The sequence below is a fragment of the Pseudogemmobacter bohemicus genome (genome assembly GCF_003290025.1).
Classification (GTDB): domain Bacteria; phylum Pseudomonadota; class Alphaproteobacteria; order Rhodobacterales; family Rhodobacteraceae; genus Pseudogemmobacter; species Pseudogemmobacter bohemicus.
Genome location: NZ_QNHG01000001.1, coordinates 1,230,874 through 1,243,679 on the forward strand (window position 1 = coordinate 1,230,874; position 12,806 = coordinate 1,243,679).

14 protein-coding genes are annotated in these 12,806 nt (G+C 64.5%); 9 read left to right on the plus strand and 5 right to left on the minus strand.

The annotated features are described in order from the left end of the window. Positions 1–74 precede the first annotated feature (74 nt). The 3 genes from DRF71_RS05810 (at position 75) to DRF71_RS05820 (ending at position 3,434) form a co-directional block, all read left to right on the plus strand. A complete protein-coding gene (locus DRF71_RS05810) occupies positions 75–1,829 on the plus strand; it encodes an ABC transporter ATP-binding protein (protein ID WP_112309533.1) in 1,755 nt (584 codons plus the stop codon). Between the two features lie 75 nt (positions 1,830–1,904). Continuing rightward, positions 1,905–2,732 carry a CAF17-like 4Fe-4S cluster assembly/insertion protein YgfZ gene (ygfZ, locus tag DRF71_RS05815; protein ID WP_112310017.1) on the plus strand — a complete coding sequence of 276 codons (828 nt, stop codon included), beginning with the start codon at positions 1,905–1,907 and terminating at the stop codon, positions 2,730–2,732. Positions 2,733–3,107: 375 nt separating this feature from the next. Beyond that, a complete protein-coding gene (locus DRF71_RS05820) occupies positions 3,108–3,434 on the plus strand; it encodes a DUF6280 family protein (protein ID WP_112310018.1) in 327 nt (108 codons plus the stop codon). Positions 3,435–3,545: 111 nt separating this feature from the next. Here DRF71_RS05820 and DRF71_RS05825 read toward each other — a convergent pair whose 3' ends face one another. From DRF71_RS05825 to DRF71_RS05840, 4 genes are all read right to left on the minus strand, one after another. Next, positions 3,546–4,469 carry a hypothetical protein gene (locus DRF71_RS05825; RefSeq protein WP_112309534.1) on the minus strand — a complete coding sequence of 308 codons (924 nt, stop codon included), beginning with the start codon at positions 4,467–4,469 and terminating at the stop codon, positions 3,546–3,548. Positions 4,470–4,674: 205 nt separating this feature from the next. Then, a complete protein-coding gene (locus DRF71_RS05830) occupies positions 4,675–6,111 on the minus strand; it encodes a TolC family outer membrane protein (protein ID WP_112309535.1) in 1,437 nt (478 codons plus the stop codon). Between the two features lie 59 nt (positions 6,112–6,170). Beyond that, positions 6,171–6,824: a protein-L-isoaspartate O-methyltransferase family protein gene (locus tag DRF71_RS05835; protein WP_112309536.1), complete on the minus strand. Its 654-nt coding sequence runs from the start codon at positions 6,822–6,824 to the stop codon at positions 6,171–6,173. A 246-nt stretch (positions 6,825–7,070) separates the two neighbouring features. Next, the gene (locus DRF71_RS05840) at positions 7,071–7,679 is read right to left on the minus strand and encodes a lytic transglycosylase domain-containing protein (protein ID WP_112310019.1); all 609 of its coding nucleotides are present in this window, start codon (positions 7,677–7,679) and stop codon (positions 7,071–7,073) included. A gap of 370 nt (positions 7,680–8,049) precedes the next feature. Here DRF71_RS05840 and ssb point away from each other — a divergent pair, with 370 nt between their 5' ends. The 6 genes from ssb to DRF71_RS05870 all read left to right on the plus strand — a co-directional run bounded on the left by ssb (position 8,050) and on the right by DRF71_RS05870 (position 12,318). Further along, the gene (gene ssb / locus DRF71_RS05845; RefSeq protein ID WP_112309537.1) at positions 8,050–8,628 is read left to right on the plus strand and encodes a single-stranded DNA-binding protein; all 579 of its coding nucleotides are present in this window, start codon (positions 8,050–8,052) and stop codon (positions 8,626–8,628) included. Positions 8,629–9,025: 397 nt separating this feature from the next. Continuing rightward, positions 9,026–9,403 carry an SUF system Fe-S cluster assembly protein gene (locus DRF71_RS05850; protein ID WP_408634519.1) on the plus strand — a complete coding sequence of 126 codons (378 nt, stop codon included), beginning with the start codon at positions 9,026–9,028 and terminating at the stop codon, positions 9,401–9,403. 30 nt (positions 9,404–9,433) lie between these two features. Beyond that, complete coding sequence (locus DRF71_RS05855; RefSeq protein ID WP_332872051.1) at positions 9,434–9,835, plus strand: pyrimidine dimer DNA glycosylase/endonuclease V; 402 nt, start codon at positions 9,434–9,436, stop codon at positions 9,833–9,835. A gap of 84 nt (positions 9,836–9,919) precedes the next feature. Next, the gene (locus tag DRF71_RS05860) at positions 9,920–10,291 is read left to right on the plus strand and encodes a HesB/IscA family protein (RefSeq protein WP_112309539.1); all 372 of its coding nucleotides are present in this window, start codon (positions 9,920–9,922) and stop codon (positions 10,289–10,291) included. Between the two features lie 144 nt (positions 10,292–10,435). Then, positions 10,436–11,179 carry a triose-phosphate isomerase gene (gene tpiA / locus DRF71_RS05865; RefSeq protein ID WP_112309540.1) on the plus strand — a complete coding sequence of 248 codons (744 nt, stop codon included), beginning with the start codon at positions 10,436–10,438 and terminating at the stop codon, positions 11,177–11,179. Positions 11,180–11,352: 173 nt separating this feature from the next. Further along, entirely contained in the window at positions 11,353–12,318 is a 966-nt protein-coding gene (locus DRF71_RS05870; protein WP_112309541.1) for a DMT family transporter, read from the plus strand. A 24-nt stretch (positions 12,319–12,342) separates the two neighbouring features. Here DRF71_RS05870 and DRF71_RS05875 read toward each other — a convergent pair whose 3' ends face one another. Beyond that, entirely contained in the window at positions 12,343–12,804 is a 462-nt protein-coding gene (locus tag DRF71_RS05875) for an Lrp/AsnC family transcriptional regulator (protein ID WP_112309542.1), read from the minus strand. Between the last annotated feature and the right edge of the window lie 2 nt (positions 12,805–12,806).

A 12,806-nucleotide genomic window follows, 5' to 3' on the forward strand; every position in this document is an offset into this window, starting at 1 on the left:
TGCCCACCCCAGTGCCCCCCCCCGAGCACCCCCTCGCGCAATCCCGGCCCTTCTCCGGGACCGCTCAGGTCCCGATGCCCGGGCCGGTGGCGCCGGAAAAGCGGGACCAGCTGTTCCGCCGCTTCTGGCGCGATTTCCTGAAACGGCGCTTTGGGCTGATGATGATCGCGCTGCTGGTCTCGGCGCTGGAAGGCTCGACGCTGGGGCTTTTATCGGCCACGCTGGAGCCGTTGTTCGATGATGTCTTCACCTCGCGCTCCGAAGGGGCGCTGATCTGGGTCGGCCTTGGCATCCTTGCACTTTTCTTCTTCCGCGCCATGACCTCGATCCTCGGGCGCTGGCTGCTGGCGCTGGTCAACTTCACCAATGCAACCGAGATGCAGATCGCGCTTTTGCGCCATTTGCTGACGCTGGACGGTGATTTCTATCAGAAGAACCCGCCAGGCTCGCTGATCGAGCGGGTGCAGGGTGACACCATCGCCGCCCAGACCACGACGCAACTGGTGATTGCCGGTATCGGGCGCGACCTCGTTTCGCTGATCGGGCTGTTTGTGGTGGCACTGATGATCGACGTGCAATGGACGCTGGTGGCGCTGATCGGCACGCCGCTGCTGCTGCTGCCCGCGATGGCGCTGCAACGCTATGTGCGCCGCAAGACCCGGCAGATGCGGGTGGAATCCGGGCTGCGAGCCACCAGGCTCGACGAGATTTTCCACGGTATCCAGCAGGTCAAGCTGAACCGGATGGAGGCGTATCAGACCAGCCGTTTCGCGGGCATCGTCCGCCGCATCTGCCGCGCCGAGATCAAATCGACGCTGGGGCGGTCAACCATGCCGGCTCTGGTCGATATCGTCACCGGGGTCGGCTTTTTCGCGGTGCTGATCTTTGGCGGCACCCAGGTGGTCGAGGGCACCCGCACCACCGGCGAATTCATGGCCTTCTTCACCGCCATGGCGCTGACCTTCCAGCCGATCCGCAAACTCTCGGAAATCGCCGGGCAGCGCCAGATCGCGCTGGCCTCGCTGGAACGCATCTACGGCCTGTTCGACACCGAACCGAAGACCACCCGCCCCGCCACCAGCCTTGCCGCGCCCGATGCGCTGCCGCCCGAGATCCGGCTGGAAAATGTCAGCTTCGGCTATGAGGAAACGCCGGTGCTGCGCGGGCTGAGTTTCACCGCCAAAGCGGGCCGCGTGACCGCGCTGGTCGGCGCCTCGGGGGCTGGGAAATCGACGATCTTCCATCTGTTGACCGCATTGGCCGATCCCGGTCAGGGCCGCATCCTGATCGGCGGCGCCGATACGCGACAGATGAGCCTTGCCGGTCAGCGCAGCCTCTTTGCCGCCGTCAGCCAGGAGGCGGCTCTCTTTGACGAGACGCTGCGCGAGAACCTGATCCTTGGCCGCGAGGGCATTACCGATGCCCGCCTCGATGCCGCGCTGGAAGATGCGCGGGTCAGCGAATTCCTTGCCCGCCTGCCGCAGGGCGTCGACAGCATGGCCGGCCCGCGCGGCTCGGCCCTGTCGGGGGGGCAGCGGCAACGCGTCGCCATCGCGCGGGCTCTGCTGGCGGATGCGCCGGTGCTTTTGCTGGATGAGGCGACCTCGGCGCTGGATACCGCCTCCGAGCGCGCAGTGACCAGCGCGCTGGCCCGCGCCCAGGCCGGGCGCACCACGCTGGTGATCGCGCATCGCCTGGCCACCGTGCGCGAGGCCGATCATATCGTGGTGCTCGATCAGGGAAGCGTGGTCGAGGAAGGTAGCCATGACGCGCTGATTGCCGCCGGCGGCCATTATGCCCGGCTCTATGCGCTGCAATTCCGCGACTGAATGTCCAGGCACCCCCTTCCCGGCCCGGCAGCCCTGCCCCATATTGCCATGACAGCGACCAGACCGGACCAGACCATGACCGACACCGCCCCCTCACCGCGCCCCCGCAAGATCCTGCGGATCGAGGGCAAGGACGCGGTCCCCTTCCTGCAGGGCCTTGTCACCAATGATGTGCTGCCGCTGCAAAAGGGGCCGGGCCTCGTCTGGGCGGCTTTGCTGACGCCCCAGGGCAAATATATCGCCGACTTCTTCCTTGCGCGCCGTCCGGGCGATCCCGAAGGGCTGATCTTCCTGGATATCGACGCGGAACTCGCGCCGCAGGTGCAGCGGCTGCTGACGCTTTACAAGCTGCGCGCGGCGGTGGTGATCAGCGCCGGCGATCTGGTGCTGTCCCGCGGCACCGGCGCGCCGCCCGACGGCGCGATACCTGATCCGCGCCATCAGGCGCTTGGCTGGCGGCTTTACGGCGACGCGCCGATGCCAAAGCCCGACACAGACTTGCCCGAGACAGACTTGCCCGGCACCGACTTGCCCGCCCCGGACTGGGACAGGATCCGCCTTGCCAATCTGATCCCGGAATATCCCAACGAGTTGCGCCCGAATGAAAGCTTCATCCTCGAGCAGGGATTCGAGCGGCTGCATGGCGTCGATTTCCGCAAGGGCTGCTATGTCGGCCAGGAAGTCACCGCGCGGATGAAACACAAGACCGAGCTGCGCAAGGGTCTGGTGCGGCTGGCGATCGAGGGCGAGGCCGCGCCCGGCACGCCGATCACCCTGCCCGACGGGCGCGAGGCCGGCCAGATCGGCACCAGCGCCGGTGGCCAGGCGCTGGCCCATATGCGCTTTGACCGCATGGGGGGCGATCTGAGCGCTGGAGAGGCCCGGCTGCGCCCGGAAGGCTGAGCCAGAAGACGCAGTGACGGGCAAGGGCCGGGCCGCAGAGCCCGGATCACGGCTGTCGTCAGGATTTCGGAAACGATGATTTTCCGCGCATCCCCCTGCCGAAAATCCGGGCAGAGGCATCTTTCACCGGCAGGGGCAAGCAGAAATGCCGCCGATTTTACGGTCATTCAATCCGGGTGAGCTTGAAAATCTTCTCCCTGAACCCATATTTCGGCGGTGCCCCCCCTGCACAACACCCAGATTATGTGGCCAATGTTCTGACCTATGCGCCTGGTGCATGACAGCCATTCCAAACAGGACTGCCCGAATCGTGATCAAGGCGTTACAAGCGGCAGGCGGCCCGGCAAGATCAAAAAACGACCAAGGATGTGCGTGATGCTCGATTCCATCGATAGTACGGCTTTCAATTTCGAGCAGGGTCAGCGCGCTCGCAAGCTTTTTGCTGCCGTGGTTCTGGCGGCGCTCGATGATGCGATTGCCGATGATAAGAAATACGGTAATGGCCCCGAGCAGATCGCCCGCTGGGCCCGCTCGCGCGATGGGCGCGAAGTGCTGTCCTGTGCCGGCATCGACCCGAATGAGCGTGTGGTCAAAGGGCTGATGGAATTCGTCGCCAAAGGCATCCGTACCTCGGTCGCGCTGAGCCGCGAGGAATCCGAGCGTCGTGCAGCGCTGGAAGCGGATCAGGCAGAAGCCGCCTGATCGCAGCCCAAAGCGACGGAACAGGAATGACAAAAGCGCCCTTTCGGGGCGCTTTTTCGTTTCGGGGCTCTGGCAGTCCCGGCATTGGCTGGGGTTTACTCGGGCTGGGGTTTACTCGAAATCGCGGGCGGTCAGGGCGCGGTTGACCTCAAGCCGCACCAGCTTGCGCACATTGCGGGTGATGCGTTCGCCCAGCGTACCGGCGAGTTCCTCGCGGATGATCCCGGTGACCAGATCGCGAAGCAGTTCCTCGTCGATCCAGGAATCATCGCTCTCGGCCTCTGCGGCTTCTGCCCCGACAGGCATTGCCTGCGGGGGAATCCGCTCGCCCATCCGATCCTGCGCGGCCCCGCCAACGGGGCTTTCCACCATCGGAATCACACGCACCGGCGCCGGGCGAGGCATTTCCGGGCGGGTCAGTTCTTCTTTGATCTGCGCCTCGGCGCGGTCGGCCCATGCGCGTGCCAGAGGCTCTTGCGAACGGTCCTGGCGGGGCGGCGGCGCAAGCGCCCCGGCCTCCATGTCTTCTGCCCAATCCTCACCGCCCTGATTCCAGTCGACCACCGGAACGGCGGCCCGGAGCAGCATGGGCTTATCCGCCGTTTCCCCCGCATCGGCCTCGGTCAGCGGTTCGGCGATGGTGGGACGGCTGTCCAGCACCACCCGCAGGCCCGGGCCGCCTTCAGAGAGGCCCGCATCATCATAGACTTCACCGCGATAGGAACGACCAAGCGGCGCAGCCTCGCCGAAGAAGACCTGAATCTCGTCATCGCCAAGCACTGCCATCGGCGCCTCATCCCCCCCCCCGGCAGGCGCGGCCTCTGGCGCGGTCTCGGCGACGGGTGCGGGCGCGACGGGTGCGGGTTTCACCACTGGCGGATCCCCGACAATGCGCAAAGACGGGGTCAGCAGCAGCTTATCCACCGCCGCGCCATTGACCGGCGGTTTCAGCGATGGCCGAAGTTCGGAAGATACAAGGCGGCGAATCGAGGAAAGAACATCCTCGATCTCATGCGATGTGAGTGGTTCCGACATGCTGCCCTGCCCGTCACTGACTTTTCTTAGCGCCAGTGTATCGCCAGTTCGGCCCGCAGACAAGGAAGCTGCCGAAATCGCAACCTGGGGATGCAGATCCCGCCCCCCCCCGGAATGGGACAGGGCCGGAATGCCTGTCGCATTCCGGCCCTGTCTGAAAGTTTCCCGCGATCCGCCAGGGCAATGCCCGCAGATCCGCTGCGGATCAGTTATTGCCGCGTTTCAGGATACGGTCGAGTTTCTTACCCTGGACCGAGGTGGTCGGCGCCGATTTGACCGCGTTGTAATAGGCCTCGGGGTCGTAGGTCGGGATGCCGAGATTCAGATGTTCGACGGTCAGCAGACCCATGCCCGACAGGATCTGGTAGACTGCGTAATAGCGGTTGGCCTCGGCCTCAAGCCGCGAGGCGCGGGCGTTGAGCAGATCCTGTTCCGCATCCAGCACGTCAAGCGTGGTCCTGGCGCCAAGCGCCGCCTCTTCACGCACCCCCTCAAAGGCCGCCTGGGCCGCAGCGATCTGCTGGCGCGAGGCCTCGATCGAGGCGTTATAGACCTCAAGCATCGCCCAGAGCGTGCCGATATTCTGCTCGACCGTCACCACGGTCTGATGCAGCGCGGCGCGGGCGCCCTCTTTCTGCGCCACCGCCTTGCGATAGCGGGCGGAATATTCACCGCCGGCATAGATCGTCTGGCTCAGATTGAGACCAACGCTGCCGCCCAGCACATCGGTATCGCGGGTCAGACCATCGGCTTCGGAGCGGCTGGCACTGAGGCCGGCGGAAAGGCCCAGCACCGGCTTCATCGCCGCTTCGGCCAGTTCCACGTTCAGATCGGCCACTTTGACCGTGTGCTGCGACTGACGGATCGCCGGATGGCTGCGCACCGCAACATCGCGCGATTCTTCCATCCTATTGCCGATCCCCGGACTTTTCGGCAGCGCCGCAAGCTTGCCCGGATAGGCGCCGGTCGCGGCCTTATAGGTCTCGCGTGCGACTTTCAGATCGCCCTCGGCCGCAGCCAGATTGGCGCGCGACGCCGCCAGCGCCGCCTCGGCGATAGAGACGTCAGTGCGGGTGATCTCCCCCACTTCGAACCGGTCCTGAGCGGCGCGGAGTTCCTGGGTGATCAGCCGCACATTCGACTGGCGCAGCGCCACGATTTCCAGCTGCAGCCGCACCTGAACATAGGCGCGCACTGCGGCCAGCAGCACATCCTGTTCGACCGAAACCAGCGCCTGGCGTGTCGCCATGACGTTCTCGCGCGCGATCTCCAGCGACAGCGCGCGGCGCCCGAAATCCATCAGCGTCAGCGTGACGCTGAGCTCGAACGAGGCGCTGAAATTTTTGGACCAGTTCGAGGTGGGGATCACCGGGCCAGTGCCCAGAAAACCGCTATTCGCGAAGCCTTCGGTATGGGAATAGCTGGATCCGGCGCGGACCGCATAGGCCACCACGGGGCGCAAGGCCGACATGGCAATCGCCGCATCCTCATCGGCTGCGCGCAGCACCGCCTGGTTCTGCGCCATGAGGTTCGAATTCCGATAGGCCGCGATCAGCGCATCGGCCAGGGTCTCCGCCTTTGCCGGCAACGACACCATTGCCGCCGCCACGCTGATCGTCATCACCTTGAGCCAGTTGCGCATATACGTCCGTCCTGTCTGCTCGCAAGCCCCGGGGCCCCGGGCCGGTTCCTGTCACCCTGTCAGAGGGAGAAGGTCTTTTCTTTTGCAAATCCCGGCAGAACCGGCGCGCTGGCATTGAAGGCGTAACGCCAGTCGATGCGGCCATCGGTTTTCAGCCCGTGTTTCACGGTGCCAAGCGCCCCGGACATGACGACGGTGACGATGCGGCCCCCCTCTTTCAGCTGATCGGCAAGCGCCTGCGGCACATCCTCGACGCCGCCGCCGATCATAATCACATCATAAGGCGCGTATTTCGCGGCGCCGGCCGTCAGCGCGCCCTTGACCACCACCGCATTATCGACCCCGTCAGCCGCCAGAACGCGCCCGGCCTCGTCAGCCATGGCCTCATCCTCTTCCAGCGCCACCACGGTCTGCGCCAGCCGCGCCAGCAGCGCGGTGGAATAGCCAAGCCCGGCGCCCACATCCAGCACCAGGTCCGAGGGCAGGATGTCCAGCGTCTCGATCATCTTGGCGAAGGTGCGCGGCTCCAGCAGCGCACGGCCGCCGCCGAGATCGATATTGGCGCCGATATAGGCCGCATCGCGTTTCGATTGCGGCACATAGTTCTCACGGGGAACATGCAGCATCGCGTCGATGATCGGGAACCGGGTGACGTCGGAAGGCCGGATCTGGGTATCCACCATCGTCATGCGGAGGGAAGCGAAGTCGCTCATTCTGAACCCTGCGGTTTAGTTCTGTTCCTGAATGCCCGGAACGCCGCCCGAAGGCAACGCCGGTTCAGCAGTGTTTTGCCCTGGAAAGCGTAAATTTGCCAGTGCGTAAAAGCCTGTTGCGTAAACGCCGCGGGCAAATATTTCCGTCGCGACCGGATCGGGGAAAACTGCGGCGCGAGCCCCGGTCAGGATGTCAGCCGGATCGCGTCGGATCGCGCCGGATCCGGGGCAGTATCCCGGCAAGGATCAGCCCAGAATGGCCTTCACATAGGCCTTGGTTTCGGCATAGGGCGGCACGCCGCCATGTTTCTCGACCGCAGCAGGCCCGGCATTATAGGCGGCCAGCGCCAGCTTCCACGAGCCGAATTTCGCATGCATCATCTTGAGATAGCGCGCGCCGCCCTCAAGGTTCTGTTTCGGATCGTCGATATCGACGCCCAGCAGCCTGGCCGTGCCCGGCATCAGCTGCGCAAGGCCCGTAGCGCCTTTGTTGCTGACCGCGCGGGCATTCCAGCCGCTTTCCTGCTGCACGAGGCGCAGGAACAGATCCTCCGGCACGCCATGTTTGCGCGCCACAGACTTCGCATATTCCAGATGCTCGCCCTTGTAGCGGCCATTATAGCGCGGCACGGATTCCGCCGAGGCGGTCTCTGTCGCGCCCTCCCCCTCTTTGCCCGCCTTGTAATTCGGTTTAAGTTTGACCGAACCGGAATATTGTTTGGACAACTTGCCATCAAGCAGCGCGGTTTGCGATTCGAAGACCGAATTGCGCGACTTGCTGGACCCGTGGAGCTTGAGCGACTCGGCAGCGGCGATGCCGGAAAACCCGACAGAAATCGCACCCGTAGCGGCCATAAGGGAAACATTCAGCGCCAGCGCTGCTCTGAACCGAAGATGCATATGAAAGCCGTCCACAGCCACCAAATCGGGGCAGACTATAGCGGCGCAAGGGCAATCCGGCCAGCCGGTAATCGCCCGCCCCTGGCGGGAAACCGGCAAATCCCCGCCGATCCGGCGCGGCCACGCTGCGTTTCCTGCCCCGGAGCGCGCGAAATGACCTTTGCTCGACAGGGTCCCTTTGCTCAACAGGGTCAGAGAGTCCGGTTGCGACAGGGCGGTCCTGGCTTTAGAAGCGGTCGTCAACGGAGTGGTAACCCTGATCACGCCAGTGTCCGGGGCAGTCAGAAATTCAGAGATCACATCAGAGATCACAGTGGAGGCGCATATGGCCGGATCGGTCAACAAGGTCATTCTCATCGGCAATCTCGGCCGCGACCCCGAGGTGCGCAGCTTTCCCAATGGCGGCAAGGTCTGCAATCTGCGGATCGCCACCTCTGAGACCTGGCGCGACCGCAATACCGGCGAGCGCAAGGAGCGCACCGAATGGCATTCGGTTGCGATCTTCTCGGAACCGCTTGCGAAAATCGCCGAGCAATATCTGCGCAAGGGCTCGACCGTCTATATCGAAGGCGCGCTGGAGACCCGCAAATGGCAGGATCAGTCCGGCCAGGACCGCTATTCCACCGAGGTGGTGCTGCGCCCCTTCTCGGGCAATCTGACGCTGCTCGGCGGGCGCGGTGAAGGCGGCGGCGGCGATCGCGGCCCGTCGGGTGGTGGCTATGGCGACGATTACGGCGGCCAGGGCGGCGGCTATGGTGGCGGTTCGGGCGGGGGCTCGGGTGGCAGCTATGGCGGCGGGAACCAGGGTGGCGGCAATCAGGGTGGTGGCTCTGGCGGCGGGCGCGGCGGTTTCGGCGGCCCCTCGGGCGGCAATTCCGATATGGATGACGAGATCCCGTTCTGAACCGCGGCTCCTTTCGCAATATTGGCGCCGGCGTCCTAAAGACCGCCGGTCGTCCTTGCTGTGCGGTGCTGTTTCAGCGGTCGCCCTGCCCGGTCCCTGTCTCAGCCCCCTGAGCACACGCCCTGCCCGGCGCCACAAGCCCGACCAGACAGTCGCGGTTTACCGCCCCGCCCCTGCCGCGCTGCGCGCGGTATTTTTCGGGTAGCCGCGCTACGCGCGGTGGCTTTTCGAAACCCGTACTTCGCGCGGGCGGGGCTGCATCCTGATCAGGCTCTGCGCCAGGACGGCGCCCATGCCGCCCCCTTATGGCTGCGGCCGAAACAGACCGGCGGATCTGGACCTTGGCGGCACAATCCCTATATTGAGACCAGAAGTTTTCCGGACCGGGACCATTCCGATGGACATGACCGCCTCGACTGCCGATCAGACTGCTGATGAAGGCGCGCCGCTGATTGCGCCCTCCTCTGTCGACCACCCGCTTTACGATCAGGTGGCGGATGCCTGTCGCACGGTATTCGACCCGGAAATCCCGGTGAATATCTTCGATCTCGGGCTGGTCTATACCATCGCCATCGACGGTGAGAATGCGGTTAAGATCGTGATGACGCTGACCGCCCCCGGCTGCCCGGTTGCCGGCGAGATGCCGGGCTGGGTGCAGGAGGCTGTCGAGGCCACGCCTGGCGTGCGCGAGGTCCAGGTCGAGATGACATTCGACCCGCCCTGGGGAATGGAGATGATGTCGGATGAGGCCCGCCTTGAACTGGGCTTCATGTAAGCGTCCACCGCCCTGACCCGTATCAACTGCATCCCGCCCGAAGAGCTGAGCGCCGCGCATCTGATCGCGGAATATCGCGAATTGCCGCGTATTTTTGGCCTTGTCCGCGCCGCCATTCTGCGCGGCGAGGCGCCGGATGATCCGCGCAATCCGCGCGAGTACCGGCTCGGTTCGGGGCATGTGCGGTTCTTTTATCCCCGGCTCGGCTGGCTGGCCTACCGCCAGGCCGCGCTGATCGCCGAGATGCAGGCGCGCGGATATCAGCCCTCCTTCACCAGCCCGGGGGATCTTACCACGGGAATTCCTGCGGCCTCGACCGGCGACTGGCGGCCCGATGCGCTGGCGCTGGCGCTGAACCGCGACCGGATCGCGACGCGGCTGGCGGAAAGTGCGGCACGGCGACGCGAGAAGGCCCCGCTTGCACCTTCGTGACGACTTGCGCCTTCGTAACAGGCGCCCCCTCTTGAAGCGATCACGCTGCGGGATTACCTTTGTGTCAGACAAAGGATTTCCATCATGTTCGGCATCCCCGGCAAAGCCGCCGTTTCAATCACCCCGGCAGCTGCAAAGCAGATCACCCGCCTGATGGCGCGCGATGGCAGCCAGGGCCTGCGGATTGGCGTCAAAAAGGGCGGCTGTGCGGGGATGGAATACACGATGGATTACGTCCAGGAGGTCAATCCGCTGGATGAGATCGTCGAACAGGATGGTGCCCGCGTGCTGATCGCCCCCATGGCACAGATGTTCCTGATCGGCACGGTGATTGATTACGAGACCAGCCTGCTCGAATCGAAATTCGTCTTCCGCAATCCGAATGTGGCCGAGGCCTGCGGCTGCGGCGAATCAATCCGCTTTAGCGAGCCTGCGGAAACACCACCCGCGCCCTGACCGGAGCGGCCTCGCCCTGATGCAAAGCCCATCCTGTAAGGGCCCCCGTCCTGCAAAGACCCGCATCCTGTAAAGACCCGGGCGCCCATTGCATGAGGGGCTGGAATTTGCGACCAGATGTCAGCGGCAACGGGGAGAGATCGGATGCGCAGACTGGCAGCAGGCAACTGGAAGATGAACGGCAGCACGGCTTCTCTGGGCGAGATCCGGAGCCTGCTGGCGGACCATCCCGATCCGGGCTGTGAAATGCTCATCTGCCCACCCGCGACACTGCTTGCGCCGATGGCGGCACTGGCAGCGGGGACCGCGCTGTCGCTGGGTGGCCAGGACTGCCACCAGAACACCTCCGGTGCGCATACCGGCGATGTTTCGGCGGCGATGCTGAAGGATGCCGGGGCCGGCTATGTGATCCTCGGCCATTCCGAGCGCCGCGCCGATCATGGTGAAACCGATCAGCTGGTGGCGCAAAAGGCGCTGGCAGCGCGTGAAGCGGGGCTGGTTGCGGTGATCTGTCTCGGCGAGACCGGGGGCGAGCGCGATGCCGGGCGCACCCTCGATGTCGTTGGGGCGCAGCTGGCCGGATCGGTGCCCGATGGCGCCAGCGCCGCCAATACGGTGATCGCCTATGAACCGGTCTGGGCGATTGGAACCGGACGCATCCCGACCCTTGAACAGATCGCCGAAGTGCATGATTTCATTGCGCGCGCGCTGAATGCCCGCTTTGGCAGCGCTGCCGGCGCGATCCGGATCCTGTATGGCGGCTCGGTCAAACCCTCGAATGCGGGTGAGATCTTTGCGGTCCCGCATGTGCATGGGGCGCTGGTCGGTGGCGCCAGCCTGAAAGCGGCGGATTTTGGTGCAATTGTTTCGGCGCTTGCTGCCTTCTGAGGCATGGCCCCTGGCTGCGTGCGGATGCCTCCGGCGGGAGTATTTTATCAAGAGGAAGTCATGCCTCTTCCTCTTGACCTAAATACTCATCTTCCGTCCGGGGCGGCCAGATTGCGCCAGGACAGGTCGCGGGCAGAACAGTTGCGGGTGGTACGACATGACAGCATGCCTGCATGACAAGTTATGCCCGCCCTGCCCCGCCTTCTGATCCGATCCCTGGCCAGCAGGTGCCGGGGAACCGGTTGCTATCTGGCCATCTGATCTGCATGGCTTCGATGGTGGTCTGGGCGGCCGGCTTGCCGGCGGCGGAGTTCCTGATCCCGATCATGCCTTCGGACCAGCTGGGCGCCTTGCGGATCAGCCTTGCGGCTATGGTATTGCTGCCGGTCTGGATCCTTGCCGATGGCTGGCGGGCGGTTATCCGGGCGGACTGGCTGCGCGGTATTCTCGTGGGCGCGCTGATCGGGGTCGCGGCCTGGTGTCTGATCATGGGCCAGGCGGCGGGCGGGCCGGTGACGGCTGCCGTGATCACCGCTGCGATGCCGATTGTTGCCATCGCACTGGAGGTGTTGTGGGACGGGCGCCGGCTCACCGGGCAACTTCTTGCCGGGATTGGGCTTTCCATGGCCGGGGGCGTGCTTGCGCTGGATTTCAGCGCGGGGGGCAGCAATGTGGCGCTTGGAGCGCTGTTTTGCTTTGGCTCGGTGTTGCTATACACGCTGGGATCGCGGCTGACCGTGACCGCCTTCCCCTCGCTTTCGCTGATCGGACGCACCGCGCTGACCATGGCGGGGGCGGCGATTTCCATGCTGGTGATCGCGGGCGCCAACCTGGCCCTTGGCACGCCGCTGGCCGATCCCGGCCTCTGGGGGCTGCGCGAGGTGATCTCGCTTTGCCTTTTCGCCATCGGTGGCCTCGCGCTGTGCCAGCTTTTGTGGATCATTTCGATCAACCGGATCGGCATCGGCATGTCTTCGCTGCACACCAATGCCTCACCGTTTTATGTGATGATCATCATGTTCCTCTGGCTCTCGGCGCCGTGGAACTGGCTCCAGGCCGGAGCGGCAGGCCTTGTGGCGCTTGGGGTGCTGGTGGCGCAGGGGATCGTGCGCCTGCCCCGACTGCGCCAGACCGGCTGATCGGCCCGCCTTTCAGACAGCCTTTCAGACCGGCAGCACCGTGGTCGATTTGATCTCTTCCATGCTCAGAAGCGCGGTCACATTGTAGATCCGCACCTCGGAGATCAGCGCCTGATAGAATTCATCATAGGCGCGCGCGTTTTTCACCCGCACTTTCAGAATGTAATCAATATCGCCGGCCAGGCGATGCGCCTCCAGCACCTCGGGGCGTTCGCGCAGGGCGTGGAGGAATTTCCGCTGCCATTCCGCCTCATGTTCCGAGGTGCGGATCAGCACGAAGAAGCAGGCCTCCAGCCCCAGAGCCTCGGCATCAAGGATCACCGTCTGACGCGAGATCACGCCCTGTTCCTTCATCCGCCGGATCCGGTTCCAGACCGGGGTTTTCGACGAGCCCACCTTGCGGGCAATCTCGTCCAGTGACTGCTCTGCATCCTGTTGCAGTTCGGACAGGATTTTCCGGTCCAGATCGTCCAGCGCGGCTGCCATTC

Excerpts from the sequence above, each read along its gene's own strand:
- DRF71_RS05810 (WP_112309533.1), top strand. The coding sequence starts at position 75 with ATGCCCGGGCCGGTGGCGCCGGAAAAGCGGGACCAGCTGTTCCGCCGC.
- ygfZ (WP_112310017.1), top strand. The coding sequence starts at position 1,905 with ATGACCGACACCGCCCCCTCACCGCGCCCCCGCAAGATCCTGCGGATC.
- DRF71_RS05820 (WP_112310018.1), top strand. The coding sequence starts at position 3,108 with ATGCTCGATTCCATCGATAGTACGGCTTTCAATTTCGAGCAGGGTCAG.
- DRF71_RS05825 (WP_112309534.1), bottom strand. The coding sequence starts at position 4,469 with ATGTCGGAACCACTCACATCGCATGAGATCGAGGATGTTCTTTCCTCG.
- DRF71_RS05830 (WP_112309535.1), bottom strand. The coding sequence starts at position 6,111 with ATGCGCAACTGGCTCAAGGTGATGACGATCAGCGTGGCGGCGGCAATG.
- DRF71_RS05835 (WP_112309536.1), bottom strand. The coding sequence starts at position 6,824 with ATGAGCGACTTCGCTTCCCTCCGCATGACGATGGTGGATACCCAGATC.
- DRF71_RS05840 (WP_112310019.1), bottom strand. The coding sequence starts at position 7,679 with ATGGCCGCTACGGGTGCGATTTCTGTCGGGTTTTCCGGCATCGCCGCT.
- ssb (WP_112309537.1), top strand. The coding sequence starts at position 8,050 with ATGGCCGGATCGGTCAACAAGGTCATTCTCATCGGCAATCTCGGCCGC.
- DRF71_RS05850 (WP_408634519.1), top strand. The coding sequence starts at position 9,026 with ATGGACATGACCGCCTCGACTGCCGATCAGACTGCTGATGAAGGCGCG.
- DRF71_RS05860 (WP_112309539.1), top strand. The coding sequence starts at position 9,920 with ATGTTCGGCATCCCCGGCAAAGCCGCCGTTTCAATCACCCCGGCAGCT.
- tpiA (WP_112309540.1), top strand. The coding sequence starts at position 10,436 with ATGCGCAGACTGGCAGCAGGCAACTGGAAGATGAACGGCAGCACGGCT.
- DRF71_RS05870 (WP_112309541.1), top strand. The coding sequence starts at position 11,353 with ATGACAAGTTATGCCCGCCCTGCCCCGCCTTCTGATCCGATCCCTGGC.
- DRF71_RS05875 (WP_112309542.1), bottom strand. The coding sequence starts at position 12,804 with ATGGCAGCCGCGCTGGACGATCTGGACCGGAAAATCCTGTCCGAACTG.